General features: G+C 58.3%; 22 protein-coding genes. 11 read left to right on the forward strand and 11 right to left on the reverse strand.

Features of this window, described 5'->3' with window-relative positions; all coding sequences use genetic code 11:
• The 3 genes from G538_RS18120 to G538_RS0103200 all read left to right on the forward strand — a co-directional run.
• Positions 1 to 291, forward strand: a 291-nt coding sequence (locus tag G538_RS18120) for a hypothetical protein (RefSeq protein ID WP_029068170.1), incomplete at its 5' end; no start/stop codon positions are given.
• A gap of 168 nt (positions 292 to 459) precedes the next feature.
• Positions 460 to 1005, forward strand: a complete 546-nt coding sequence (locus G538_RS0103195; protein ID WP_051196539.1) for an RNA polymerase sigma factor — start codon at positions 460 to 462, stop codon at positions 1003 to 1005.
• Positions 1006 to 1066: 61 nt separating this feature from the next.
• On the forward strand, positions 1067 to 2395 hold the full coding sequence (locus tag G538_RS0103200; protein ID WP_029068172.1) for a hypothetical protein: 1329 nt from the start codon (positions 1067 to 1069) through the stop codon (positions 2393 to 2395).
• On the opposite strand, the gene G538_RS0103205 is transcribed toward G538_RS0103200, so the two are convergent.
• The 3 genes from G538_RS0103205 to G538_RS0103215 all read right to left on the reverse strand — a co-directional run bounded on the left by G538_RS0103205 (position 2367) and on the right by G538_RS0103215 (position 6936).
• Positions 2367 to 3260 carry a DUF3806 domain-containing protein gene (locus G538_RS0103205; RefSeq protein WP_084618042.1) on the reverse strand — a complete coding sequence of 298 codons (894 nt, stop codon included), beginning with the start codon at positions 3258 to 3260 and terminating at the stop codon, positions 2367 to 2369. The two genes, G538_RS0103200 and G538_RS0103205, sit on opposite strands and share 29 nt — an antisense overlap.
• Positions 3261 to 3520: 260 nt before the next feature.
• Positions 3521 to 6157 (reverse strand): ABC transporter permease, encoded by a 2637-nt coding sequence (locus tag G538_RS0103210; RefSeq protein ID WP_029068174.1) that lies wholly within the window; start codon positions 6155 to 6157, stop codon positions 3521 to 3523.
• Entirely contained in the window at positions 6157 to 6936 is a 780-nt protein-coding gene (locus tag G538_RS0103215) for an ABC transporter ATP-binding protein (RefSeq protein ID WP_029068175.1), read from the reverse strand. The genes G538_RS0103210 and G538_RS0103215 overlap by 1 nt, the downstream gene beginning before the upstream one ends.
• A 207-nt stretch (positions 6937 to 7143) precedes the next feature.
• Between G538_RS0103215 and G538_RS0103220 the strand changes: the two genes are divergently transcribed.
• Both G538_RS0103220 and G538_RS0103225 read left to right on the forward strand, forming a co-directional pair.
• Entirely contained in the window at positions 7144 to 10062 is a 2919-nt protein-coding gene (locus G538_RS0103220) for an FAD-binding and (Fe-S)-binding domain-containing protein (protein ID WP_425402176.1), read from the forward strand.
• 11 nt (positions 10063 to 10073) lie between these two features.
• On the forward strand, positions 10074 to 10370 hold the full coding sequence (locus G538_RS0103225; protein ID WP_029068177.1) for an MTH1187 family thiamine-binding protein: 297 nt from the start codon (positions 10074 to 10076) through the stop codon (positions 10368 to 10370).
• Between the two features lie 28 nt (positions 10371 to 10398).
• Here G538_RS0103225 and G538_RS0103230 read toward each other — a convergent pair whose 3' ends face one another.
• From G538_RS0103230 to G538_RS0103260, 7 genes are all read right to left on the reverse strand, one after another.
• Entirely contained in the window at positions 10399 to 10749 is a 351-nt protein-coding gene (locus tag G538_RS0103230) for a hypothetical protein (RefSeq protein ID WP_029068178.1), read from the reverse strand.
• A 3-nt stretch (positions 10750 to 10752) separates the two neighbouring features.
• The gene (locus G538_RS0103235) at positions 10753 to 11223 is read right to left on the reverse strand and encodes a prevent-host-death protein (RefSeq protein WP_029068179.1); all 471 of its coding nucleotides are present in this window, start codon (positions 11221 to 11223) and stop codon (positions 10753 to 10755) included.
• 85 nt (positions 11224 to 11308) lie between these two features.
• On the reverse strand, positions 11309 to 12280 hold the full coding sequence (locus G538_RS0103240) for an alpha/beta hydrolase (protein WP_029068180.1): 972 nt from the start codon (positions 12278 to 12280) through the stop codon (positions 11309 to 11311).
• Positions 12267 to 13244 (reverse strand): quinone oxidoreductase family protein, encoded by a 978-nt coding sequence (locus G538_RS0103245; protein WP_029068181.1) that lies wholly within the window; start codon positions 13242 to 13244, stop codon positions 12267 to 12269. The genes G538_RS0103240 and G538_RS0103245 overlap by 14 nt, the downstream gene beginning before the upstream one ends.
• A 54-nt stretch (positions 13245 to 13298) precedes the next feature.
• Entirely contained in the window at positions 13299 to 14042 is a 744-nt protein-coding gene (locus tag G538_RS0103250) for a maleylpyruvate isomerase N-terminal domain-containing protein (protein WP_029068182.1), read from the reverse strand.
• Between the two features lie 32 nt (positions 14043 to 14074).
• Positions 14075 to 15373 carry a homoserine O-acetyltransferase MetX gene (metX, locus tag G538_RS0103255; protein ID WP_084618044.1) on the reverse strand — a complete coding sequence of 433 codons (1299 nt, stop codon included), beginning with the start codon at positions 15371 to 15373 and terminating at the stop codon, positions 14075 to 14077.
• A 90-nt stretch (positions 15374 to 15463) separates the two neighbouring features.
• On the reverse strand, positions 15464 to 16774 hold the full coding sequence (locus G538_RS0103260) for a bifunctional o-acetylhomoserine/o-acetylserine sulfhydrylase (RefSeq protein WP_029068184.1): 1311 nt from the start codon (positions 16772 to 16774) through the stop codon (positions 15464 to 15466).
• Between the two features lie 356 nt (positions 16775 to 17130).
• Here G538_RS0103260 and G538_RS14860 point away from each other — a divergent pair, with 356 nt between their 5' ends.
• Positions 17131 to 18576 carry a C40 family peptidase gene (locus G538_RS14860; protein WP_051196540.1) on the forward strand — a complete coding sequence of 482 codons (1446 nt, stop codon included), beginning with the start codon at positions 17131 to 17133 and terminating at the stop codon, positions 18574 to 18576.
• Between the two features lie 123 nt (positions 18577 to 18699).
• On the opposite strand, the gene G538_RS0103275 is transcribed toward G538_RS14860, so the two are convergent.
• The gene (locus G538_RS0103275; RefSeq protein WP_029068185.1) at positions 18700 to 19212 is read right to left on the reverse strand and encodes an inorganic diphosphatase; all 513 of its coding nucleotides are present in this window, start codon (positions 19210 to 19212) and stop codon (positions 18700 to 18702) included.
• A gap of 241 nt (positions 19213 to 19453) precedes the next feature.
• Between G538_RS0103275 and dacB the strand changes: the two genes are divergently transcribed.
• From dacB to ftsH, 5 genes are all read left to right on the forward strand, one after another.
• Positions 19454 to 20875 carry a D-alanyl-D-alanine carboxypeptidase/D-alanyl-D-alanine endopeptidase gene (dacB, locus tag G538_RS0103280; protein ID WP_245566780.1) on the forward strand — a complete coding sequence of 474 codons (1422 nt, stop codon included), beginning with the start codon at positions 19454 to 19456 and terminating at the stop codon, positions 20873 to 20875.
• On the forward strand, positions 20872 to 21918 hold the full coding sequence (locus G538_RS0103285) for a zinc-dependent metalloprotease (protein WP_029068187.1): 1047 nt from the start codon (positions 20872 to 20874) through the stop codon (positions 21916 to 21918). Before dacB ends, G538_RS0103285 begins: the two co-directional genes overlap by 4 nt.
• Complete coding sequence (tilS, locus tag G538_RS14865) at positions 21918 to 22958, forward strand: tRNA lysidine(34) synthetase TilS (protein ID WP_051196541.1); 1041 nt, start codon at positions 21918 to 21920, stop codon at positions 22956 to 22958. Before G538_RS0103285 ends, tilS begins: the two co-directional genes overlap by 1 nt.
• A gap of 38 nt (positions 22959 to 22996) precedes the next feature.
• Positions 22997 to 23548, forward strand: coding sequence for a hypoxanthine phosphoribosyltransferase (gene hpt / locus G538_RS0103295; protein WP_029068188.1), 552 nt, complete (start codon positions 22997 to 22999; stop codon positions 23546 to 23548).
• A 243-nt stretch (positions 23549 to 23791) separates the two neighbouring features.
• Positions 23792 to 25831: an ATP-dependent zinc metalloprotease FtsH gene (ftsH, locus tag G538_RS0103300; protein ID WP_029068189.1), complete on the forward strand. Its 2040-nt coding sequence runs from the start codon at positions 23792 to 23794 to the stop codon at positions 25829 to 25831.

Raw genomic sequence — 25831 nt, forward strand, 5'->3', positions numbered from 1 at the left:
CCAACTGAGCCTGAGACCCCGGTGACTCCTGAGGAACCAGTTGATGAAGGCGTCAGCGGAGTTGTAGAAGACGTTGACCCTGTCGTCGAAGCAGGAGACAACGAAGACCCAACAACCTCCGAGGAAACCCCAGAGGTCGCTGGCGAACAGCAAGAAGAAGGAACAGTAACCACTACTGATTCTGGCCTTGCTGAAACCGGTGTAGCCCCTATCGTCATCGGGCTGTCAGTGCTAGCCCTTGGCCTCGTAGCTGCAGGTTTTGGGTTGCAGCGCGTGAAGCGTCGCAACTAGTAACTCACTCCACTATGGGTGACACAGAGACTCTCTGTGTCACCCATAGTGCTGTCTTGTGGAATTACTGTGAGATCACAGTTCGATGACAGGGTGTTTCTTGTGCCCCGAGTGTCAGAGTCACGCACCATAATGGTCAGTGACCAGTTGCCGGGGAAAAGGACCGTCATGCCAGAATCGTGCGAACCGATGACCTCGGGTGACCCCGAGAAGCATGATCGGGGCGACGCCTGGTTTACCACCCTTTTTCACAATCACCTCAGCGCAGTTCACCGCTTCATCGTTCGCCGTGCACAACACGAAGATGTTGACGATCTCACGTCAGAAACTTTCGCCACGGCATGGCGTCGACGCAGCGACATCCCAGAAGGCTTTGAACTGCAATGGCTCTACCGCACTGCTGGGTTTACTGTCGCTAACCATCATCGGAAGAAACATCCCGTACCGGTGGAGGTTGTCCCTGACCACGGAGGGGCAGCGGATCCATATGCTGGAGTCATTGAGGATGAAATATTGCGTGTGGCCTTCGCCTCACTCGCGGAACGTGACCGGGAAATTCTCATGCTGGCAGCTTGGGAAGGCCTGACTGCCACAGAGATTGCGCAGGTCCAAGGAACAAACGCCAATGCCGCGGCTGTTGCACTGTCACGGGCGCGAACTCGGCTACACCGAGCAGTGACGGCTGCCGATGAAAATCATGACGACAACATGTAAGAACAGTTGAGGCGTCAACATGTAGGGGGTACAGGAACGCCTGGAGGCACTGGAGGACATCATGGATGAGGACGAGACATTTGAGAGGCTACGAGCCGCTGATCCGGCGCGCCATCATGTCACGCCGGATGCTGCTGAGCTCTTAGCGCGTATCCGCAATAGTGCCGCCCCTGACGAAGAAGTAACCACACCAATCTCCTTGTCGGAGCGTCGGCAACGCTCCCCGCGTCGTCAGTGGCTCTCCGTTGCGGCTGTTGCAGCAGCATGTGCCATGGTTGGAGGGACAGGCGGTTATCTTCTTGGAGCGGAATCTCCTTTCACAGAAGACCACTATTCCACTGTGGGAAGCGAAGGTGATGAAAGCGCTTCCGTCGTTGAGCCTGGACTTTCTGGTAACTCTGATACCTCGGCGGATTCGATGCCTGAGATCTGGCCAAGTCAGCGTGGGCGTGAAGTATTCACTGCTCAAGGGCTCAGCGGTGACGAGTCCACATCGATGGTCTACTCCGTAGACACCACTGAAGCTGTCAGTGAATCGATGTTCGACACTCTCAAAACGTTGTTCTCTGTGCAGGGAGAAACCCGCACAGAGTGGGGTTCGTTCGCTACCGGGGACGGCAATGAACTCACATTGACGTTGAGTGGTGGTGCCCCTGCACACTTCTCCTTCCAAGACAACGCAATGCTGCAGGATCCACAGCCACGCGCTGTCGATCAGGCCAGTGACGCAGCAATCGACGTCGTTGCCTCCCTTGGGTTTGATGCCGGGGCGTTGAGTGCTGACTCCACCGAAACAACGTATTACTACAACGACTCTGAGCGTGACGTGGTGGCAGTTGCAATAACACTCACGGACCCGCCCATTGCTGAAGCGTTGTCGTGGTTCTTTGTGTACAACGGTCCAACGTTGCTGTCCGCGCAAGGGCCACTGGGGGAAGTTGTTGAACTTGGCGACTATGATGTCGTGTCACCACAGGCGGCTGTTGACCGGTTGACGGACCCGCGATTTGGTTCATCTCCATGGGGCATGATGCCACTTGCGGAAACCCGCGCGATCAATGAGTCTTCTCAGGTCATGCCTGAAGGTGGGGTCCAGGACTCAACTGATCCGGCGTCACCATCAGTGTCCCTGTCGCCGGATACAAGTGTGTCATCGCCACCGAACGTTGTTGATGAAGACACTGCCCCAGAACCTCAGTCAGCCCCCGAACCAGGTAATGATCTGGCGTGGACAGTCACTGAGCAAGTCATCACTGAGGCGTCACTCACGTACAGCCCTTACACGCTTGATGATGGCACGTACCTAGTCCTACCCGTGTGGGTGTTAACCGCAGAATCGGGCAGTCAGTACAGCGTCATGGCTATCGCTGATCGTCACTTGCAGTTTTAGCTTTCTCTGCTCCAAAGTTCTCGTGAACGTTCAACAGGAACGTAGGAACCCACCCAAGGTGGCCTTTGAGCCAACGTCGAGTCACTGCGTCAATGGGAAAAAACGTGGCGCAGTGACGGTTGTCGCGAACCGCGAAAGTGGTGGACTCTCCATTTTGTGACACCATCCACGAGCTTTCCTCACCCTGTTCGACAAGAAGGTCACCAAGAGTCACCCCCAACGCGTTAGTCACGTAAGTGTGGTCCCATTTGTTGCGCCGTGAATGGGTGTGCCAAGCAGTGCAGTATTTGTCGTACATCTGGGACAACTGATCTACCGTCAAAAGCGGGCTACCAGGGTTACGCAGGTGGTGGCGCATCTCTTGGAGCCACATGTGTTCGTGGAGTTCGAGTTCACGGAGGTTCAGGGGGTGGACTGCGTCCAGGGATGTGATGTCCCCTGACTCGGGGGACAGCGGACCGTGTTCTTCGATGTTGAAAAGCATCGGGTAAGTGCCCGTGTGTGCGGAGGCCACTGAGGGTGCTGTCATCGCACTGTGCGTACTGTGAGCACGACGGTACTGCGGGGCTTCAGAGGCGCTTTTTGCGCTCTTCGTGTCGGGGACCGGGGTGAGGTCGGTGGCGGTATGTGCGCTGCGGTAGTTTCGTGTGCGCAGTTGAGCCCGGGTTGCTGGTACTTCTGGTGAAGCGGCGGTGCGTGGTTGTGGCTGGCTGTTCGCGGCGTTCCCTGGCGACGTTGCTGAGGGGGCCGATAATGCGCTGGCGACAGTTGCCGCTGATGCCCGGTAATTCTGGTGCAGTGCTCGCCGAGTAAGGGGGCGGTCGGTCACGACCTCTTCCCCGGCAGGGTACTGCATTTCATACATGGTTCGTTTATCGGCCTGTCACGTGTACTTTTTAAGTGTTCTCGGTGGCCGGGGTGTCTCCCCGGGTGTCACTGTTTGCGCTACTTGCGGGCGGTAGCGCCACTCTACCTTCATTGTTGGGCTGAATGGCATGAGGTTCAAGGGGGGTGGGCATCTTCGCCGTGGCTAGTTCTGCCCGTGGACATCTTCCCTAGTCACAGCGGGTAACGGCTCGGGGCGAACCCCATGCCGTTACCCGCCATTTACGCTCAGGTTTCCTCTTATTCTACGGCGGCAATCGCCTCAAGGACTGGCATTCGCGTGGCGCGCCACGCAGGCCATACTGCAGCCAGTACCCCAACAATTACTGCCAACCCCACCATGGACATCAGGGCGCCCCACGGGATGGATAGTTCCGTGAACCCTTGGTTAGCGAACACTGATGGCATCGCCGCAGCGATAGCGACCCCAGCGCCCAACCCAAGGAGGGTGCCGAACAAGGCAGTTAAGACTGACTCGATCATGATGGTGGCGGTGAGTTGCCCCTTGCCTAAGCCCACAGCGCGCATCAGCCCGATTTCACGGGTGCGTTCAATGACGGACAACGCCAAGGTGTTGACGATACCCAGCACCGCGATGACGATGGACAAGCCCAACAAGGCATACAGGATCGTGAGGATCTGATTCACCTGGGAGGCAAGCATCGACGTGAACTCTTCTTGGTCGTAGATGCTCAGCACGTAGTAGGGTTTCGCTGCTTCAGCAAGTGCGTCACGCAGTTGCGCGTCACTCACACCGTCAGCTGCGTTGATGAGCAGGTTCACGATCACTGTTTCGTTGGCAGGTGCAACGTCAGCGAGTAGATCTGTGGACATCAACAGCGGGATACCCAACGCTTGGGAATTGATAATCGCGCCGATGCGGGCATCAACGCTGCCCTCTGAACCAGTCACCGTGATGGTGTCCCCAAGTTCCCAGCCATAGGTGTCAGCGGTGGACTCTTGAACAACAAGCTCACCATTCCCCACGGCGGCTAGGTCACCAGCAACAGGGTCAGTGAACCACAGGTCGGGGAAGGTGTTTTCCTCAGTACCACCGACGTTGAGTTCCGCTGGTGGTTCAGTGAGTTCTTCACCGTCGGTTGCTTCACGGGCATCCCAGGTTAAAGAAACTGGTGCAACAACAAAACTATTGACCTCAGCTGTTTCGTCAAGATTGTTCAAGTCGGTGACAGCGTCAGCGGAGATTTCAAAGCTTTGTGACTGAACAATGACATCTGCCGCTAATTCTTCCGCTACGACAGCTTTCATTGCCAGTGTCACGGAGCTAGCTAACACCGATGCCGCAGCAACCAAAGCCATACCGATCATCAACGCACTGGCGGTGTTTGCGGTGCGCTTAGGGTTGCGGATGACGTTACCGCGAGCCAGTGAACCCAACGGTTTAAACAGTGCAGCAAAAGGTGCCCCGGTGATGTGCACAACGGGTTTCGCCAAAATGGGTGACAGAATCAGCAACCCAATAATGACTAGCGCAGCCCCGTACCCGAGAAGCGCGCCCATGGACGCATCGTCATCGTTGCGGGCAATAACCACTGAAGCGGTGACCATACCGGCACCACCAAGCGCCAAAACCGTCCCAATGCCGATGCGCCACCACGAGGGCCGCAACACAGGTGCGGCTTCTTCGCGCATCGCCTCAACAGGTGCGGTTAGTGCGGCACGTCGCGCTGGAATGGCCGCAGAAATAGCAGACACCAACACACCAGTGGCCAACCCCAACGCAATAATGGGGACAGTCACGGGGATCTGGTCAGTTAGTTCCATACCCATGGTGTTAAACACTGCACGGATGGCGTGCACTAACCCGTACCCACCAGCGATACCGACAGCGCCACCGATAATTCCCACCATGACCGCTTGAATCGTAACGGTGAGGAACACTTGCCCAGGCGATGCGCCAATAGCGCGAAGCATCGCAAATTCTCGCTGCTTTTGCCGCACCGTCATGGCGAACGTGTTCGCAATGACGAACCCGCCAACAAACAGGGCAATGCCTGCAAAGACGAGCAAGAACGTTGACAAGAAGCCCAGCATCGAGTCGATCTGTGCTTGCGAATCATCACGCATCGTGGTGCCGCTCACCACTTCAAAGTCATCACCGGCAAGATCGCTGGCAGCGACAGTAGAGCGCACCGCGTCAGTCAGTGATTTTTCAGTGTCTTCGTCTAGGTCAGGGTAGGTAACTGGGTTACCTGCTGAGTCAGCCGCATACACCGCGATGGTGGAGACCATACCGTCAGGGGCGAAGGTATCCATCGCCGTTTGGCCGTCAAGGAGGACCAGTGACGCACCAGCAAGTGACGCATCGAAAGTCACCAACCCGGTGACCGTGACCTCACGGATTTGACCAGCAACAATGACGGTAGTTTCATCACCAATGGCAAGCCCCGCAGATTCAGCGGTACCAGTATCTAAAGCAATATCAGCAGCCGACGCAGGCCCCACCCCGTCAGTGACCCGCAGCGACGGGTCATCAGCCAGGTAAGCGAAAGCCAGAGTGGGGGCGCCGCCTCCACCCCCCACAGCGGTGCCGTCAGAGCCCACCAGAACCAAAGTCCCCGAATAATCAGGGATCGCTGCGGCCACACCATCCAGTGGGGCGATTTCCTGCGCGAGAGCAGCAGGGATGACACGGTCACCACCGCCACCTTCAAGTCCGGTAGCGTCAGCATCATTGGGCCGCACATACGTGGCCCCATTTAAACCGGTATCGACGATGTCGTTGAACGTGGAAGACAGGACGTCACGTAAAGCGAACGTCCCAACAATGAACGAAGTCCCCAGCGCCACGGCAATAATTGACATGGCAAGTTTAAGGAGCCCCGCGCGCGCATTGCGCAGTGCGACTCGTAACATCAGTGCTTTTCTCCTGCGGCGTTGGTCAACTGCGACAGAACAGTGAGGATCGAATCAGGGGTTGGTTCGGTGATTTCCTTGACGATCTTGCCATCAGCAAGGAACAACACACGGTGGGCGTACGACGCCGCAACAGGGTCGTGGGTGACCATCACAACGCTTTGCCCCAAGTCGTCCACAGAACTGCGCAAAAAGGTCAGCACCTCGCGGGACGACGTGGAATCGAGGTTACCGGTGGGTTCGTCAGCAAAAACCACCGACGGTTTGGAAACAAGTGCACGAGCGCACGCCACACGCTGCTGCTGCCCACCAGACAACTCAGCTGGACGGTGACGCAGGCGATTATCCAACCCAACCGCCTGGACAACCTTGTTGAAAAACTCTCGGTCCACCCGTTGACGGGCGATATCAAGCGGCAAAGTGATGTTCTCCTCCGCGCTCAACGTAGGAACCAAGTTAAACGACTGGAAAATGAACCCCAACTGGGTGCGGCGCAGCTTCGTGAGTTGGCGTTGGCTCATGGAGGACACCGCCTCACCATTGACCAATACCTCACCGCTCGTGACAGTGTCCAACCCTGCCATGCAGTGCATCAGAGTCGACTTACCAGACCCTGAAGGGCCCATAATCGCGGTGAACTTCCCGCGTTCAAAGTCAACAGAAACATCATCTAAGGCATGAACAGTGGTACTGCCCCGCCCATAAACTTTCTTCAAATTCCGGGCGCTGGCAATGACAGAAGAGTCAACCTGCGCGGTGTCTAATTGTGCAGTAGTCATGGTCTCGCTCTTTCAGTGATGAGCTGTTAACTTGTCGTATTCACGTTCTCACATGCATGACAACGCCGTCGTGGGGGATGACCCTGATTCTTCCCTGAACATCCCATGAGCAGGGACTGAACGTGCGGTGAGCACCAGCGCGGTCCGAGAAATGGGAAAGTGCCAAGGGTCCTGGGGTACTAGTGGGACAATACTGAAGTGACGAATCTGGTGGATGCACAGCAGTCAGGTCCGGGACCAACACCCCGCGACGACATCAATGCGCGCACAGAACTGGTGTACGCCCTACGCAAAGCCGTCCGCGGCGAAGTGTCAGACACTTCCATACGCCGAGCAGAATATTCCACCGACGCTTCAAACTATCGCGTGGTTCCCCAGGTTGTCGTCATACCGAAGGATACCGACGACGCCCGAGCAGCCATCGAAACCACCCAACAACACGGCGTACCCCTCACCACCCGCGGCGCTGGCACATCGTGCGCAGGTAACTCCATCGGCCCCGGCGTTGTCATCGACTTCTCCCGCCACGTCAACAAAGTCCTCGACATCGATCCAGAGCAACGCATCGCGCGCGTCGAACCCGGCACCATCATGGGGACACTGCAACAAGCAGCGAAACCCCACGGGCTCAGGTTCGGACCCGACCCCTCCACCCAAAACCGCGCCACACTCGGCGGCATGATCGGCAACAACGCCTGCGGCCCCCACGCCGTCGCCTACGGGCGCACCAGTGACAACGTCGTATCCCTCGACGTCATCGACGGGCGCGGACAGTCCTACACCGCAGGCACCAACGGGCAAGGCATCGACCGGATCCCCGGGCTCGGAGAACTCGTCACCGCGAACCTCGCCACCCTGCGCACAGAATTTGGCAGGTTCGGACGCCAAGTATCCGGGTACTCACTCGAACACCTCCTCCCCGAAAACGACCGCAACCTCGCCAAAATGCTCGCCGGAACCGAAGGCACCCTCGTTTCCATCCTCGAAGCGACCGTGCGCCTCGTCCCCATCGCAGACGCCCCCACCCTCGTAGTCCTGGGCTACCCAGACATGGCAACCGCCGCCGACGCAGTCCCCGGCTTCCTCAAACACCGCCCCCTCGCCGTCGAAGGGCTCGACGCCCGACTCGTCGAAGTTGTCCGCCGCGCCAAAGGCGCCAACAACGTCCCCGACCTCCCACCAGGCGGCGGCTGGATGATGGTCGAAGTCGGCGGATCAACCGCCGAAGAAGCCATGGACAACGCCCGCGTCATTGCCCGCGACTCCGGCACCACCGCCTACACCATCTACCCCGCCGGCCCAGAAGCCACCAAAATGTGGCAAATCCGAGCCGACGGCGCCGGCCTCGCCGGACGCACCGCATCGGGCGCACAAGCCTGGCCAGGCTGGGAAGACTCCGCTGTCCCCCCAGAACGCCTCGGCGACTACCTTCGCGACCTCGACGACCTCATGCAGGACTACAACGTCGACGGCATGCCCTACGGGCACTTCGGCGACGGCTGCGTCCACCTGCGCATCGACCTGCCCCTCAACGACGACGGCAACACCCTCAAACGCTTCATGACCGACGCCGCGCACCTCGTCGCCCAATACGGCGGCTCACTCTCCGGAGAACACGGCGACGGCCGGGCGCGCTCGCAGTTGCTGTCGGTGATGTACTCACCTGCATCTATTGGGCTATTCCGCACTGTGAAAGGGTTGTTTGACCCCAAGGGGATGATGAATCCCGGTGTGCTCGTGGACCCTGACCCCATTGATGCCCATCTGCGCCGCCCAGCAGCCGCACCACTGCCCGCCACCTCCGGGTTCTCGTTTATGCACGACGACGGTGACATGACCAAAGCCATCCACCGGTGTGTGGGGGTTGGTAAATGCCGGGCAGACAACATGTCCACCCACGCCGGGTTCATGTGCCCCTCCTACCAGGCCACCAAAGACGAAAAAGATTCCACCCGTGGCCGCGCCCGCGTACTGCAAGAAATGGCCAACGGGTCACTGGTCACCGGTGGGTGGCGTTCCCCTGAAGTCCACGAAGCGCTCGACCTGTGCCTGTCCTGCAAAGCGTGCTCCAGTGACTGCCCAGCCGGTGTGGACATGGCACAGTTCAAATCAGAGGTGCTGTACCGCTCCTACAAGGGACGGTTGCGGCCACGTAGCCACTACATTCTGGGGTGGCTGCCCCGCTGGTTGCGGCTCATCAAACGCATACCAAGCATCGCGAACTTCATGCTCAAATTCCGGCCCATCGCCCGCCTAGCAGCGGTCACCGGGGGAATGGACACCCGTCGTTCCTTCCCGCAATTCGCCAACCAGTCCTTTAGCGCCTGGTGGAAAAAAGAGGGCCACACCCAGTTGGCTGGTTCCGTCACCCAAGCGAGCGCACCCACCACTGTTGCGGAACGCGGGGGACCAACCGTTGTGCTGTGGACAGATTCCTTCTCCGATGCGCTGGCACCAGCTGTCCCCAAAGCGGCCCTGAAAGTCCTCACCGCAGCCGGGTACAACGTGATCATCCCCGAAGACGACGCCTGCTGCGGGCTGACCTGGATCACCACAGGGCAACTCGACGGCGCGAAACGTCAACTGTCGAACCTGCTATCAGTGCTTGGCCCCTTCGCGGTGAACGGCATCCCCATTGTGGGGTTGGAACCTAGCTGCACCGCCGTGCTGCGTTCAGACCTCGTTGACCTCTTCCCCGACGACCCACGCGCCCACGCAGTATCAACCGCCACCCACACCCTCGCGGAACTCCTCACCAGCGAAGACACCAAACCTGAGAACTGGAACATCCCTGACCTCTCAGATGTCACCGCCGTGGTGCAACCACACTGCCACCAACACTCCGTGATGGGGTTTACCGCTGATGAAAACCTCCTCAAACAAGGTGGCGCAACAGTGCGCACGATGTCTGGGTGCTGCGGATTGGCCGGGAACTTTGGCATGGAAAAGGGCCACTACGAGGTGTCCGTTGCTGTTGCTGAGAACATGCTGCTCCCCGCCCTGCGAGAAGCCAGTGAGGGAGATATCTTCATGACTGACGGTTTCTCCTGCCGCACCCAAGTCCAAGACCTCATGGACATTAACGGCAGGTCCCTGTCTGAGGTACTAGCCGACCACCTTAACTAAAGGACACACTCATGGCACTATTTGCTTTTTCCGTTGCCCCACTTGGTGCGGGAGAGTCAGTGACTGAACAGGTCGCTAAAGCGGTGAAGATTGTTCGCGACTCCGGGTTACCAAACCGCACCGATTCGATGTTCACCACCATCGAAGGTGAGTGGGATGAGTGCATGGACGTGATTAAGCGTGCCACCGAAGCTGTTGGTGAGGGCGATGCCCGGGTGTCGTTGGTGATCAAAGCTGACATTCGCCCTGGCCACAGTGGCGAAATCGACGGGAAAGTTCAGCGCGTCGAAGCGCGCCTCACCGACTAACCTCACGCGCCGCCACAACGTGACGTTGCTACTTCGTTTCGTTGGGATGGCTCGTGTGTACCTGCTCGAGGAACACAGTGCGCCCCTCGACGTAGTACCAAACTCGGGCTGTACCTTTCATCGTCGGCTTGTGCTGCCAGCGTTCGAATGTTTTGCCGCCACGCGAAATTATCCCGAGATCACCCTTCAGGCGATAGTTTGTCGGTGTCGTTGATAAAGGTGTTTGCGTGAGGAAATCCCATGTGTCGGTCATGGAATTTCGAATTGTTGCCACGAGATCCTGCCACCCTTTGCGGGCATCCGATGTCGCGAAACGGATCTCATATTCAGCCTTTTTCGGTGGGCGCGATACCAACTCGCCCTTTTTCGCTGCAGCCATGGGCTACGGGCGCTCAACGAGGCTGTTAACTGACTCGTCTTCAAGCCATTCCAGATCACTGGTGTGGCCGAGCCCGGCAGCGACGGCTGTAGCCGTTTCCTTCCAACTTGTTAACTCTGCGAGCGCAAGGTGAGGTTGATCGGTCGAGAACGATGCTCGAGCTGCGTCGACAAGATTTTGGGCGCAGGACTCTTGGTCTGTGGGTGAGAGAGCGAGCATCCAAGGGAAAGATTTAGCCATGCGCTCGGCAAGTGTCCCTTGAGTGTCAAGGGTGACAGTGATGAGTTGCGCGGCGAAGTTGAGCAGGTGCGCGCGCCCATCGGCTTCTCGTTGTGACATCAGTACCAGCGATTCACCATCGCGGCGGGTCACCGTGACAGGGTGTACCTCAGCCTCGGCAAAAACCTCTGCTGAGTGTTTGCTCAGGTCTGAGGAGCGGCGTGTTCGCGTGAAGGAATCTGCTGCGATGGTCATAGACTCACCATATTCGGAATATGTTCGGAAGTCCAGCATCTCTTTGGTTTGAGCGCAAGGTTGCTACAGCATCGATACAGTGCTGCTACCCGGACCACCCGTAACCGATGGTCCACTGGCGGATGCGTTCGTAGTAGTGGGCGCGCACATCTGCCCGGGATAAAGCGAGGTCGTGGATGCCATCTTTGATCCGGTTGATGGTGACATTTGCGCCGAGTTGTGGGGCCCTCCTGGCGAGGACTTCAACGTCGAGGACACTGTCGCTGGTACGCATGTCCTCACTCCACCTTGGCAGGATGGTGGTTTTTGTTGAGGCCAGCATCAAAATGGGCACGTCAATGGTTAAACCGCGGGCTACTTTTGCGTGACCAGCGGTGATGGCACGCAACCACCCGGCGCGCACCGGGAACGCGGGGTTGGGGCGCCAGGTGATGTTGGGTTCCCACTCGCCACCCATGTCTTTGTTGATGGTGCGGGCGTAAAACCCGGCATCCAAGTTAGGCAGTGGCGTTTTCGGTTGGAACCGCGCTAACTGTTGCAAAGCCGGTGTGGATAGCGTGCGGACCACGGAGGACCCTTGCAATTCCAGCCACGGGGAGTTCAGTACTAGCCCCGAGATTTTGCCTGGGTTGTAGTGTGCCCACAAGCTGGCTACCAGCCCACCGGTGGAATGTCCCATGAGCATCACCGACACGTGAGGTCCATGCTCGGAACGGATCACCTCTAACGCGGCGTTAATGTCAGCGGCATATATTGCCAGCGCATCAACGTAGCCGGGGGTTTGCCCGGGGCGTAAACTTCGCCCGTATTTTCGTAAGTCCAGCGCGTAGAACGCTGCCCCTTGTGCGTGCCAAAAGGCTGCTGTTTCGGTGTGGAAAAAGTAGTCACTCCACCCGTGCATGTACAGCACCGCACGTGCACTGTGCACAAAACCAGACGGGCGGGCAGCGACGATGGTTGCTACGACCTCTCCCTCATCATCTGGCGGGAGGGACAGTGTTAACTGCTCGAACCCTTCCCCCAAGACGTCTGGTTGCCAGTCGTCACGCTGCGGCATGACCGCCGCGCATGTCGAGGAGGATCTTTCCGTAGTGTTCCCCGCCTGCTAGGCGTGCTATCGCTTGATCCACTTCAGCTAGTGGGAAACGCGAATCAATAGGTACCTGAATGTCGCGGGTTGCAACAAACTGCGCTAATGCTGCGAGGTCTTCACGCGTGCCCATGGTGACACCTTGGATACGAAGTTCTTGAAAGAACACCCTGGTCAGTTCGGCAACATCTGGGTCACCTGTTGTTGCGCCAGCGATAGCGATCACCCCACCGGGGCGCAAGGACCGCACTGAGTGCCCCCAAGTCGCTTTGCCAACCGTCTCAATGACTGCATCCACACGGTGGGGGAGCCTGGCACCTGGTTCCCACGCTTGGGCACCGTATTGTGCGGCGCGTTCACGTTTCGCAGGGTCGCGTGACGTCACGTGAACGGTGATACCAGCGGCAAGGGCGAGGAGCATCGCAGCGGAGGACACCCCACCACCGGCACCTTGGATCAAAACAGACTGCCCCGGGGTCAACTGCGCACCGCGAAACACCAGCGAATAGGCGGTCAACCAGGCGGTGGGTAAGCATGCTGCAGTTTCCAACGACATGGTGGCTGGAACGTCTACGAGATTCGCGGTCGGAACAATGACTTGTTCAGCGAGGGTGCCCGCGTATTTTTCCGACAGAATGGACCGCCGCTCTTGAGGACCAACTCCGTGACCGTCCCCACCAACCACCGCATGCACCATGACGCGCCGCCCATCAGCGGTCACCCCGGCAGCGTCCGTTCCTAACGTCATGGGCAAAGCATCAGGGGATAACCCCACCCCTTTCAATGACCACACATCGTGGTGGTTTAAGGCCGCCACGTGCACATCCACCACGCTCCAGTGCTCTGGGGCGTGTGGCGGGTCAACCTCATTGAGGGACAACCCGGCAACGGGACGGTCAGGGTGAAAGGAAGTTACTTGTGCAGCACGCATGGCACCAATCTATGCTGAGGTGCCCAGAGTTGCCATGCGCAACACGGCCAGGTGTCACACGATGGGCAGCATGCGCCCAAGGTCAGGGATACCACCGGCCGTGAACTTAGGCGATAGCGCTTGGGCGAGCTCAGCAGTGTTGTAAGGGCGCCGCCCAGTAGCCAAGTCAATCCACATTGAGACGTCAGAGACCTCTAATGAATACCCGCCCCGGGTGATGATGATGTCAAGGAGTTCGTTGGCAACCACTCGTTGGGCTTCTGCGTGGTCGGGGACGTTCCCCGCCGACATATCAACGATCCCGGTGAAGGAACGGCGCAGATCAGAGGCGTGCACCACCACTTCAATGAGGCGGGAAATGACCAGGTCATGCAATGTCACTGGGCCGCGGCGCGCAGCAACAACAGTGTCCCCATCGGCGGGGTACGCGGCGATAGTTCGCCCCGCAGCGGCGAACTGTGACCGCATGTACGCAAACAAGGAACCTTCTTCCACCTGCGCCGATGCCTCACGAGCGGAAACAGCTATTTCTTGCGCCCGCCCCGGGTAAGTACCTAAATACTCGGCCAACGTCATGGGTGCGATACCAGGTGGGGCCTGCTCAGACAGGATGATTGCGTCCATTGACTTTGCCACGTGGACCGCTAACTCCCGGATAGTCCACCCAGGCAGCGCAGATTCCTTACCTGCACTGTGCATCAGGTGCTCACCCAAGGGTTCCAGCCAGGTCACAACCCGTGTGGTGGATGCTTCCAACAGGGACGTTAACGTCGTCAAAGTTGTCAGGTGGTGAGGCATACACACTCCTATGATGGGGCGACTGTGCCGGGTTACTTCGGTGAACGCACGGCAGGCAATTGACGAAGGAACCTTGCAATCATAGGTGCCAACTGATCAAACTCAAGAAGAAAACCATCATGCCCGTAGTCAGAATAAATCGTTTCCAACGGTTCTGCCCCAGGGGCGTGCGCACAAACACGCTGTGACTCACGGGGCAAAAACAGCCGATCAGAATCAACCGCAACCACAAGCATCGGGCAAGAAATAGAACGCAACGCCGTGGCGACACCGCCACGGTCACGCCCAATGTCATGGGTCAACATCGCTTGGGTCAAAACCACATAAGAGTTCGCATCAAAACGACGCGCCAACTTGTCACCGTGGTGATCTAAATACGACTGCACAGCGAAACGCCCACCAAACATGGGGTCCTCAGCATGCTGAGGAATACGACCAAACCTTCGGTCCAATTCGCGTGCACTGCGGTACGTGGTGTGCGCAATCTGCCGGGCAATACCCAACCCGCGGTGCGGACCAAAACCTGCCGGCTGGTCGTAGTAGTCGCCACCAAAAAAATACGGGTCAGCTTCAATAGCAGCGATCTGCGGGTGCGCCCACGCGATCTGGTCACCAGTGGTCTGCGACGACGCCGCAATAACCCCGGCAGCCCCCACATCGATACCTGCTTCGGGGCCCATAATTGCCCACTCCAAAGCGCGCAATCCACCCATCGACCCGCCCAAAACAACACGCCACTGCGAAATACCCAACAGCTTCGTGAGAGCAACCTCTGCAGCAACCTGATCACGAATCGTAATGACCGGGAACTGTGAACCATAAGGCCGCCCATCAGGGGCGGTCGAAGCCGGGCCGGTTGTTCCCTGACAACCGCCCAACACATTGGGTGCGACCACAAAATACCGGGTCGTGTCGATAGGGGCACCCGGCCCAACCATCGGCTCCCACCACCCAGGCGCATCCTCTGGAGGTAACCCGTCACGGGAACGCGCTGAAGCCCGAGCCGCAGCAGACGCCGCTACCGCCGGGTCACGGTGATCAACGTTGCGTGTGACATGAGTGTCACCAGTTAAGGCATGCAACACCAAGATCGCGTTGTCTCCAGCCTCATTCAACGTCCCCCACGTTTGATAGGCGACCGTAACAGAAGGCAAAACACCGCCTGCTTCTAATTGCAGGTCCCCGATGTACTCCACCCGCCGTGCCCCCAACTCATCCCCATCACGCCACGCCGCAGTAGCAGCTATATCCTGGGCGCGCCGCGACGATGGACGCAACGGGTGCGACAGTCGCGTCCACGACGAGGTGGGGGAGGCAGGGATGTTCGTCATGGTAATTCGATCTTGCCCAAATCTGTGCTGGGGCGCTCGCGGTGCCTCGCATGTGAGACACCACGAGCAGACGTTACAAGTGTTGTCGGCTTACAGTGCCGCAAACCCAAGGTCAAGGTCAGCGAGAATGTCGTCGATGTGCTCAATCCCTACTGAGAGGCGAACCAACCCAGGAGTGATACCGGCTTGGGCAAGTTCTGCCTCGTTGAGTTGGGAGTGAGTTGTTGATGCTGGGTGGATAACCAAAGACCGCACATCACCAATGTTTGCCACGTTGGAGTGGAGTTTCAGCGCGGACACAAACGCTTGCCCAGCCTCAGCGCCACCACCAAGATCAAACGCAACGATCGCACCGGCGCCCTTCGGGGCGTACTTCACGGCGCGTTCGTGCCACGGTGAGGATTCCAAACCGGCGTAGTGAATGGCAGTGACCTCAGGGCGTTGCTCCAACCAGCGGGCAACTTTCTCCGCGTTTTCTACGTGCCGCTCAACCCGTAGCGACAGTGTTTCCAACCCTTGAGCGATCAAGAATGCGTTGAACGGGGAAATAGCAGCACCCATGTCACGCAGAAGTTGCACACGCGCTTTAAGAATGAACGCAAGGTTCGCGCCCAGCATCCCACCCACACCCAAGTCACGTGCGTACACCAGCCCGTTGTAGGTGGGATCTGGCTGGTTGTAGTTCGCGAACCGTTCCGGGTGTTTCGCGAAGTCGAAGTTCCCGGAGTCCACGATGACGCCACCAATCGCTGACCCGTGACCGCCCAGGTACTTGGTTGCGGAGTGAATAACGATGTCCGCACCCCACTCAAATGGGCGCAGCAGGTACGGGGTGGCTACCGTGTTGTCGATCAGGAGTGGCACACCAGCCTCGTGGGCGGTGGCGGCAACGCTTTCAATATCGAGAATGTCTGCCTGCGGGTTAGGGATAGATTCTGCGAAGAACAACTTCGTGTTGTCTTTGACGGCAGCAGCCCACTGGCCCATGTCATGCGGGTCATTCACAAAGGTCACCTCAACCCCCAGCTTGCGGAGCGTGTGAGCCAGCAGGTTGTAGGTCCCTCCGTACAGGGACGGGGAGGCAACAAGGTGGTCCCCAGCTTCAGCGATATTGAGAATCGCCAACGTTGTTGCTGCCTGACCTGATGCAACAAGTAGCGCCCCAACACCGCCCTCAAGCGAAGCGATACGGTCCTCAACAGCGGTCTGCGTGGGGTTCCCGATGCGGGTGTAGATCGGGCCGAGATCTTTGAGCGCAAAACGATCCGCAGCGACCTCAGCGCTAGGAAACACGAACGATGTTGTCTGGTAGATAGGAAGTGCGCGGGCACCGGTTTGCTCGTCAGGGGTTTGCCCAACGTGGATTTGGCGGGTTTCGAAAGACCATGAATTTTCTGACATGGAGAGCTCCTGAAGTGTGGGACTGGCTTGGTGTGCAGGTAAGGAGCGCTGGTTCACCGGAATGCGATGTCCACGGTGAACTCTCCGCAGCGATGCGGAGGCCGTGAGGCAGGCGGGGAGCACAAGAGGACGGCGAAGGAGGTGGCCGCAGCGCTGATGGGGCTGCTCAACAACACATTCGCTTGGTCATGAGATAACCATGGCACGGTTGCGTGACGCTGAGAAGATCACGCTGGGTAAGTTCTCATGTTCTGGACGCACCACTGTGAGCGAAACTGCCAACAGCAAATACGTGAGAACTCCCCATAGTGTGGGTAGGCTTGTGGGAGATCTCCCCATCCTGCAGGAAGACCATCATGATGACAGCCCGCCAGCCGCACCACCGACGAGCAGGGATTATTACAGCCCTCGTCATCGCCCTGACAGTGCCCCTCGCGCAACCCGCCATAGCTGACCCCGAGGACACCGACACAGACAGTGCCGTGTCACAGCGGGCACGCAACGTCGCTGAACTCGATGTAGAGATCGCCCAACTTGAACAAAGCGTTGACTCCGCCTACACCGCCGTCATCGCCGCTGGAGAAGACTACCTCCAAGCCGAAGAGGCATACCGCGAACTCCAAGAATTCGCCGACACCGCTCGTGCAACGGCAGACGACGCCCACGACCGCGCAGCAGAATCACGAGTGTTCGTCGCCCGCCTCGCCCGAGAATCCAGTCGCTCCAGTTACGCCCTCGACGGGCTCAGCGCACTACTCACCGCAGATGGTCTTGACCAAGCAATCACCGAAACAAACGCCATCTCAGCCGTGTCCAGCAAAGCCGACCAGCGCATCCAACAATTCCAAGCAGACAAAGTCGTCGCAGAAGTCCTCGAACGAGCAGCATCCGACGCAGCCGAACAAGCCCGCAATAAACGGGACGAAGCATCGGCGGCAATGCAAAACACTCAACTCCTCCAAACACAAGCAGAAGCCCAAGCAGCCGAAGCGCAAACACAACGCTCAGCACTCCTTGAAGAACTAGCTCAAGCCCGGCAAACCTCCATAGCCGAAGAACAAGAACGCCAAGAACGACTCGCACAAGAACGCCAAGAACGCGAAGAAGAAGCAGCCCGCGAACGCATCCGCCAACAAGAAGAAGACGAAGAAGACGGCGTCACCGTTGGCGAAGTGCCCCGCGAAAACGACAACAACCCCGACCCTGCGCCAGCACCAACCAGCACCCCTGACCCTGCACCCCAACCCACCCGCACACCTGCCCCAGACCCAGAACCAACCCGAACCACCGCCCCAGCCCCAACGCCTACGCGGACCCCAACACCGACACCCACGCCAACCCCCACTCGCACCCCAACCCCCACACCTGACCCAGAACCAGCACCCGCTCCACCAAGCTCCGACCTGGGCAAAGGCATATCCGTTGGATCCGCGGCGCAAGGACGCAATGCCGTCGCAGCAGCAAAAAAACGCATCGGGAAGGGCTACCAACTTGGCGCAGCAGGACCAAACCTCTTCGACTGCTCCGGGCTAACCTCCGTGGCATGGAGTGAAGCTGGCGTTTCCATCACCCGAACATCGCGCTCGCAGTACCAGCGCGTAAAAAAGATCAACCTCAACTCTATGCGGGCCGGCGATCTCCTCTTTTGGGGAAGTGACACCTCAAACCCATCGAGCATTTACCACGTTGCGATGTACATCGGAAACGGTCAAATGATTGAAGCCGCGCGCCCAGGCATTCCCGTAAAAATCACCTCAGTGCGATGGGACTCCCAACTCTTCCCCTACGCGGGACGCCCCTGAGCCCGCAACGGAGAACATCACTGACGCAGGCTGCTGAGCGCCCACTGTGCACAGCTTCCTGATACACAAACGAGGTGGTGAGCGACTCTGCTCACCACCTCGTTTGTTGTAACAGTGCTACCGTCAGTGTTCTTCAGGGAGTGTGTAATCGTAGCCAGCGTCCTTAGCGCGCTGGAACGACCGCACGATCTCCTTCTCGGCTTCCGTACGACCGACCCAGTGTGCCCCCTCCACTGACTTTCCAGGCTCCAAGTCCTTATACACCTCAAAGAAGTGTTGAACTTCAAGCCGGTGGAAGTCAGAGACATCATCGATGTCTTGACGCCATGCCGCACGTTGGTCCCCCAACGGCACGCACAACACCTTGTCATCTCCGCCAGCCTCATCAGCCATGCGGAACATCCCCAGAGCGCGGCATCGGATCAAGCAGCCAGGGAACGTGGGTTCCTCCAGCAGCACCAATGCGTCCAACGGGTCTCCGTCTTCACCAAGGGTGCCCTCAATGAAACCGTAGTCGTCCGGATACCGAGTTGACGTGAAGAGCATGCGGTCCAGACGGATCCGACCCGTCTTGTGGTCAACTTCGTACTTGTTCCGTTGACCTTTCGGAATCTCGATAGTGACGTCGAATTCCACTGCGTCTCCTCCATTGCACCTTGGCCTTGGCGGGTTACGCGCCTAGGAGGTGTCTTCCATAGACTGGTATCTGGTCGGTTTGACCACTTTCTAGGGTAGACGACTCTTGACGTGACTGAGTCATCGAGTCGCTGTGATCCGTGTCCCGCGTCTCATCTGCACCCTTGTGGCAGGTACCCTTACATCAGGGCAGATGCGGTCAAAGCCGGTGGGTGCGAAAGGTTGGGTTCGAATGAGCCTCATGTCAAAAATCGTCAGCGCAACAGTTGCGTTTGCGCTTGTCGCCGTGGGCGGGTATGTGTGGGCAGACATCAACGACCTCGTACCGGGATACCTCACCAACAGTGCTCCCATCGACCCGGCGCGTCCCTTCCCCACAGTGACCGCGGCAACAACCACCCCTGATAATTCCACCCTATTAACCCGAGCAGATGGTGAGGGAGAAGTCCCCTCCAGCGCCAAAATCGCAGAGCTCGCCGCAGACTTCGCCGCCGATGAAGACACTCTCGGTAAGTCAGTGGCGGTTGTTATCAGCGACACTTTCACCTCAGAACAAATCACAGCAGTTAACGCTGACCGCCCCATTGTGATCGCCAGCGTTCAAAAAATCCTCACCGCTCTGGCCGCAATGGAAGTTCTAGACCCCCACGCCACACTCCCCACCACCGTGGTGCAAACTGCCCCTGACACGGTGTACCTCGTAGGTGGGGGAGACATGATGCTCTCTGCGACTCACGGCGACCCGGACGCCATTAACGGACGTGCAGGTCTGCGGGACCTCGCCACCCAGGTGGCTGCGCAACTTAAACTCACCGGTCAAACAACGATCAACCTGTACCTTGATGACTCCCTCTTCACCGGTTCAACAACCGGCCCGTGGGCTGATGACATTCCCCCGTTGGGTTACGCCGCTCCCGTGCAAGCTATCGGTGTTGACGTAGGGCGTAAAGAAGAGGGCACCTATGCTCCGCGCTACTCAGATCCAGCTCAAGAAGCCGTCAAACAGTTCGCTGACCAACTCGAAGAAGCTGGAATTTCGGTAGGTAACTCCCCTGAACGGCGAGTCATCGAACAAGACGGATACGCAGCAAAAATCGACGACGAACGCGTCATCGCCCGTGTGGAATCAGCGCCCGTTGGTGAGATCGTTGACTACTTCCTCAAAACGTCAGACAACACCATCACCGAAGTCATGGGGCACCTCGTTGCCGTGGAACGTGGCCTGCCCGCAACATTTGATGGGGCCACCACTGCAGTGATCGCAACACTCGACGGCATGGGTTTTGACACCACAGGCGTTGAACTTGTGGACTGCTCAGGGCTCGGCGACACCTCACGAGTCACCGCTTCACTGATCGATTCTGTGATAAACGATATGGCTAACGACCCCTCCTACCGCCAAGCTGTGCGCGGAATGGCCATTGCTGCCTACGATGGAACCCTCGATGACCGCTACACCCAACGCAACGGGCGGGGCCTAGTACGAGCCAAAACAGGTTCATTGCCCGGGGTGACAGCGCTTGCTGGGACTCTCATGACACTCGACGGACGCACCCTGACATTCACCATCATCGCCGACGACATTCCCGACGGCGGCCAATGGGGCCCCCGTCAGCGCATGGACGCTTTTGTTGAGAAACTCTCAGAATGTGGATGCTCATGACAGCACGTAACCCCTCCCAAGAGTGGATGAAATCTGCCCAACTCGCGGCGCGCATCGTGCGACCAGGACCGCAAGTATCCCCAGCCAAAGCCCAAGAAGTTGTTGACGTTCTGCGCAGCAGTGCAGCACTAGCCGCAGACCTCGTCCCAGAGTTAGCTCACCTGCCTGTACCGCAGGGCACACTCTCACGGGTGTCAGTTCTCGACCGCCGTGGATGGACACTTGCCGCCGCACGCTCCATGGACGAACTTCTTGAGTTGTCGCACAGCACCCCCATTGACGGGAAACCAGACCCAACAGATGTCACCTCTGGTGTCGAAGTTATGGCGACACTGACATTCCTGTCACAACGGATACTGGGCCAATTTGACCCCTTTGGGCCAGCTATCGGACCGGAAACAACTACACCAGCGACCGGCAACCTCGTCCTTGTCGCCCCGAACGTGCTGGCAACACAACGGTCCATGGCCGTTGACCTCGACGACTTCGCCCTGTGGGTCGCCATCCACGAACAAACACACGCACTCCAATTTGCCCACGCACCCTGGCTTGTCGACTACATGAAAGACAATGCCCGAGCCCTCATCAACGGGTTCAGCAGTGAAACATCACTCATTCAATGGGTGAGAGCAGTTGCCAACGTCCTACGCGGTGGGCAATCAGTATTCGAAGCCGTGCTCGATGACCAGCAACACCAAACCCTCGAATCTGTCCTCGCCATGATGGCGCTCCTCGAAGGCTACGCAGACACCGTCATGGACGCAGTGACAGACGACCAGATCGCCTCCGTTCGATCGTTACGACGCAGATTTGACGCTCGCCGTTCAGATCTCACCCGCCGCCAAGAAATCATTGGCCGGCTGCTAGGCGCAAATCTCAAAAGCGACCAGTACCGGTTAGGGGCAGGGTTTGTGCGCGATGTCATCAGCGCCGCAGGCCACGACACCATGAACCGAGTATGGACCGGGCCGCAATACCTGCCCAGCCGCGTTGAGCTCCACAACCCCGCCGACTGGATCCAACGAATCGAAAACCTCGACTAGTGGCGCACGTCCCGCGTCCGATCCGCCAAGCCCGCGACGCCATCAGAGCAGCACTTCCCCCCAACTCCAGCTCACATCACCTCGCCATTGCCTGCTCAGGCGGAGCTGACTCACTCGCACTAGCCGCAACTGCCCAGTTCCTTGCCCAACGCCACAACTGGCAACTCAGCGCATTTGTCATCGACCACGCACTGCAACCAGGCTCCGACGCGGTCGCCCAAACAGCAGCTGACACCCTCAACCGCATCGGCATTGAACATGTTGTTATCCAGCGCGTTTCCGTGGCCCAAGGGGCAGGCAACGGTGGCCCAGAAAACGCTGCACGAACAGCACGCTACGCAGCCCTCGACCACCTAGCGGACACCCACAACGTTGACAACATCCTGCTTGGCCACACCCTAGACGACCAAGCCGAATCAGTACTCCTGGGGTTAGCGCGCGGCTCTGGTAGCCGATCACTAGCCGGGATCCGCCCCCACACTGGCCGGTACCTGCGACCTTTTCTGGACATCACCCGCCGCGACACCGAAGCGATCTGCGAACTACTCGGTATCCCTTACTGGGTGGACCCCACAAACCTTGACCACAGCCCCAACGGCCCACTCCGCTCCCAAGTGCGGGGACGAGTTCTCCCACTCCTGGATGACGTGCTGGGGCCAGGAATCGCCCGCACCCTGGCCCGGACAGCCCGCCAACTCCATGACGATGCGCACGCCCTCGAACAGTGGGCAGAACGCACTCTTACGGCATCCCAAGAAGCAGCACACCTGTCACTCACGGCGCCACCTAACCATTGCGATGTGGTTGTCGCCCTTGATATTCCTACGCTGTGTGATGTGCCCGCTGCCGTGCGGCATCGGGCATTGCGCGCCGCAGCACGGGAAGCTGGCGCTCCCGCCGGTGAACTGTCGATGCGCCACATCGACGCTATGGACGCTCTGGTCACGCAATGGCGTGGCCAAGGCGAGACTCACCTGCCGACTGCCATAGCAGTCGCCAGGCAAAGTAGCATGTTGGTCTTCACACGTCCTACTGTGTGAAGTAGCAATCCCTCCACCACCTCGTCAAGGAGATTCCTGTGGGTTCAGCCCGACCCGAAGACATTGAACGCGTACTGCTGACTGAAGAGGAGATTCAGCAGCGATTGCGCGAGATGGCGCAGCAGATTGACGCAGATTACGCAGACCGTGACCTGCTCTTGGTCGGTGTCCTCAAAGGCGCCGTCATGGTGATGGCAGACCTCTCCCGCGCCCTCGAACACGAAACCGTGGCAATGGACTGGATGGCAGTGTCCTCCTACGGTTCTGGGACTCGCTCCTCAGGTGTTGTCCGCATTTTGAAAGATCTCGACACGGACTTGTCCGGGCGCAACGTGTTGATCGTTGAGGACATCATTGACTCCGGGCTCACCCTGTCATGGCTCATCACCAACTTGCGTTCCCGTGGCCCTGCTTCCCTCGAAGTAGCGACGATGTTCCGCAAACCCGAAGCCGCAGTCGCTCAAGTTGATGTGAAATACGTCGGGTTTGACCTCCCCAACGAGTTCCTCGTGGGATATGGCTTGGACTGGGCTGAGAAGTACCGCACCTTGCCATATGTCGCGACACTTTCCGCCCACCTGTACGCCTAACCGCAGCGCTGGGAAGGCCACCAACACTGACCAGTAGGGGATCCAGCGGGGATTCAGACAACTGTCAGGCGGTCCCGCTAGGGTGATCTCGTGATCCGCAGGGCGACAGTGAAAGACCTTGTCTTCGCGCCCTTGGCGAACAAAGGTGAATACATGAGCGGTTCAAGCAGATCTGAGTGTAGTTTTCTTCTATCTGCATGTGCTGCTATCTGAGTGGAAGGATTCGGGGTTACCCGGCCGCCGATGAAAAAGAAGCGTTTATTCAGTGGGCCGATCGTCTGGATCGTGCTCGCCGTCGTATTGCTCGCCATTGCGGGCTCCATGTTCTTCGGTGAGCGAGTTGGACGGATCGACACCTCCCAAGGCCTCGACCTTCTCTCGGGTGACACAGTCACTCAAGCGTTGATTGTTGACGGCGACCAGCGGGTACGTCTCACGTTGTCAGAGGAATTCTCTGCAGACGGTGAAGACTACGGAAAACTCGTTGAGTTCTACTACGTGGCACCACAAGGCCCAGGGGTCGTTGAGGCCATCGAAAATGCCACACTCAAGGACGGCTACAACGCGGAGATCGCCCGTGCGAACTTCCTTGTGTCCATGCTGTCCATCATCATTCCTTTCCTCATCATCGGTGTGTTGTTCTTCTTCCTCATCTCACGGATGCAGGGTGGAACACGTGGCGCTATGGGCTTTGGGAAATCCAAAGCCAAGATGGCCAACAAAGACATGCCACAGGTCACATTTGCGGATGTCGCCGGGGCTGAAGAGGCAGTGGAAGAACTGCGAGAAATCCAAGAGTTCCTGTCAGAGCCTGCGAAGTTCCAAGCTGTTGGTGCAAAAATCCCTAAGGGTGTGCTGCTCTACGGCCCCCCAGGAACCGGTAAAACGCTGCTAGCGCGCGCTGTCGCTGGTGAAGCCGGTGTTCCGTTCTTCTCCATATCAGGTTCAGACTTCGTTGAAATGTTTGTTGGTGTGGGTGCCTCGCGTGTGCGCGACTTGTTCCAACAAGCAAAAGAGAACTCACCAGCGATTATCTTCGTTGATGAAATTGACGCCGTTGGGCGCCACCGTGGAGCAGGTATGGGCGGTGGTCACGACGAGCGTGAACAGACCCTCAACCAACTCCTTGTGGAGATGGACGGGTTCGACGTCAAAACCAACGTGATTCTCATTGCGGCAACCAACCGCCCCGATATTCTCGACCCCGCGTTGCTGCGGCCAGGACGTTTTGACCGGCAAATCTCGGTCGACCCGCCTGACCTCAAGGGACGTGAAGCGATCCTGAACGTTCACGCTAAGGGCAAACCCGTTGTCGAAACAGTTGACCTCCACTCAGTTGCCAAGCGAACCCCAGGATTCTCCGGGGCCGACCTCGCGAACGTCCTCAATGAAGCTGCGTTGTTGACAGCCCGTTCCAACGCGCAACTCATTGATGACCGTGCACTGGATGAAGCAATCGACCGTGTTATTGCTGGTCCGCAGAAACGCACCCGCGTGATGAACGCACACGAGATTAAGAACACGGCGTACCACGAGGGTGGTCACGCGTTGGTTGCTGCAGCGATGCGGCACACCGACCCGGTCACAAAGGTGACTATTTTGCCTCGCGGCCGCGCACTTGGTTACACCATGGTTATGCCTAGCGAGGACCGTTACTCTAAGACCCGCAATGAACTACTCGACGACATGGCGTACGCCATGGGCGGACGCGTAGCCGAGGAACTGGTCTTTAAAGACCCAACCACGGGGGCATCAAACGACATCGAAAAGGCGACAGACATCGCCTACAAGATGGTGACCAAGTACGGAATGAGTTCTCGGGTAGGAACCATTGACCTCGGTCAAGGTGGGGGAGAACCTCTCTATGGTTTCCAACAGGGGCAAGGTGCTCGCAGTCCGTCACCAGATGTCGCCAACGCCATTGACTCTGAGGTTCGCGAACTCCTCAACACAGCTAACCGAGAAGCGTGGGAGGTGCTCACTGAGTACCGTGACGTGCTCGATACCCTGGTGATTCAGTTGTTGGAGAAAGAAACCCTCAACGAAGCAGAACTCGCTGAGATCTTCGCTCCTGTGGTGAAGCGTTCGGCGCGTCCAGTGTGGCACTCATCAAATGACCGCCCATTGCACGATGCACCTGGTCCTGTGGACACCCCAGCGCAGCCCGCTGTGGAGCCCGTTGAGGTGCAGAGCGGAATCGAGGTTGGTCCGCACACTGAAGGTGAGGTTGGTGGTGCTGAACCTACCGGTTCAGGTCCCATCGACGCTCCGCGTGGCGAGTGA

Origin of the sequence: Jonesia quinghaiensis DSM 15701, assembly GCF_000423205.1 — a bacterium.
GTDB lineage: Bacteria > Actinomycetota > Actinomycetes > Actinomycetales > Cellulomonadaceae > Jonesia > Jonesia quinghaiensis.

What these genes read in the sequence shown, in the direction of transcription:
- G538_RS0103195 (WP_051196539.1), top strand. Translation starts at nt 460, where the DNA reads ATGCCAGAATCGTGCGAACCGATGACCTCGGGTGACCCCGAGAAGCAT.
- G538_RS0103200 (WP_029068172.1), top strand. Translation starts at nt 1,067, where the DNA reads ATGGATGAGGACGAGACATTTGAGAGGCTACGAGCCGCTGATCCGGCG.
- G538_RS0103205 (WP_084618042.1), bottom strand. Translation starts at nt 3,260, where the DNA reads ATGTATGAAATGCAGTACCCTGCCGGGGAAGAGGTCGTGACCGACCGC.
- G538_RS0103210 (WP_029068174.1), bottom strand. Translation starts at nt 6,157, where the DNA reads ATGTTACGAGTCGCACTGCGCAATGCGCGCGCGGGGCTCCTTAAACTT.
- G538_RS0103215 (WP_029068175.1), bottom strand. Translation starts at nt 6,936, where the DNA reads ATGACTACTGCACAATTAGACACCGCGCAGGTTGACTCTTCTGTCATT.
- G538_RS0103225 (WP_029068177.1), top strand. Translation starts at nt 10,074, where the DNA reads ATGGCACTATTTGCTTTTTCCGTTGCCCCACTTGGTGCGGGAGAGTCA.
- G538_RS0103230 (WP_029068178.1), bottom strand. Translation starts at nt 10,749, where the DNA reads ATGGCTGCAGCGAAAAAGGGCGAGTTGGTATCGCGCCCACCGAAAAAG.
- G538_RS0103235 (WP_029068179.1), bottom strand. Translation starts at nt 11,223, where the DNA reads ATGACCATCGCAGCAGATTCCTTCACGCGAACACGCCGCTCCTCAGAC.
- G538_RS0103240 (WP_029068180.1), bottom strand. Translation starts at nt 12,280, where the DNA reads ATGCCGCAGCGTGACGACTGGCAACCAGACGTCTTGGGGGAAGGGTTC.
- G538_RS0103245 (WP_029068181.1), bottom strand. Translation starts at nt 13,244, where the DNA reads ATGCGTGCTGCACAAGTAACTTCCTTTCACCCTGACCGTCCCGTTGCC.
- G538_RS0103250 (WP_029068182.1), bottom strand. Translation starts at nt 14,042, where the DNA reads ATGCCTCACCACCTGACAACTTTGACGACGTTAACGTCCCTGTTGGAA.
- metX (WP_084618044.1), bottom strand. Translation starts at nt 15,373, where the DNA reads ATGACGAACATCCCTGCCTCCCCCACCTCGTCGTGGACGCGACTGTCG.
- G538_RS0103260 (WP_029068184.1), bottom strand. Translation starts at nt 16,774, where the DNA reads ATGTCAGAAAATTCATGGTCTTTCGAAACCCGCCAAATCCACGTTGGG.
- G538_RS14860 (WP_051196540.1), top strand. Translation starts at nt 17,131, where the DNA reads ATGATGACAGCCCGCCAGCCGCACCACCGACGAGCAGGGATTATTACA.
- dacB (WP_245566780.1), top strand. Translation starts at nt 19,454, where the DNA reads ATGTCAAAAATCGTCAGCGCAACAGTTGCGTTTGCGCTTGTCGCCGTG.
- G538_RS0103285 (WP_029068187.1), top strand. Translation starts at nt 20,872, where the DNA reads ATGACAGCACGTAACCCCTCCCAAGAGTGGATGAAATCTGCCCAACTC.
- ftsH (WP_029068189.1), top strand. Translation starts at nt 23,792, where the DNA reads ATGAAAAAGAAGCGTTTATTCAGTGGGCCGATCGTCTGGATCGTGCTC.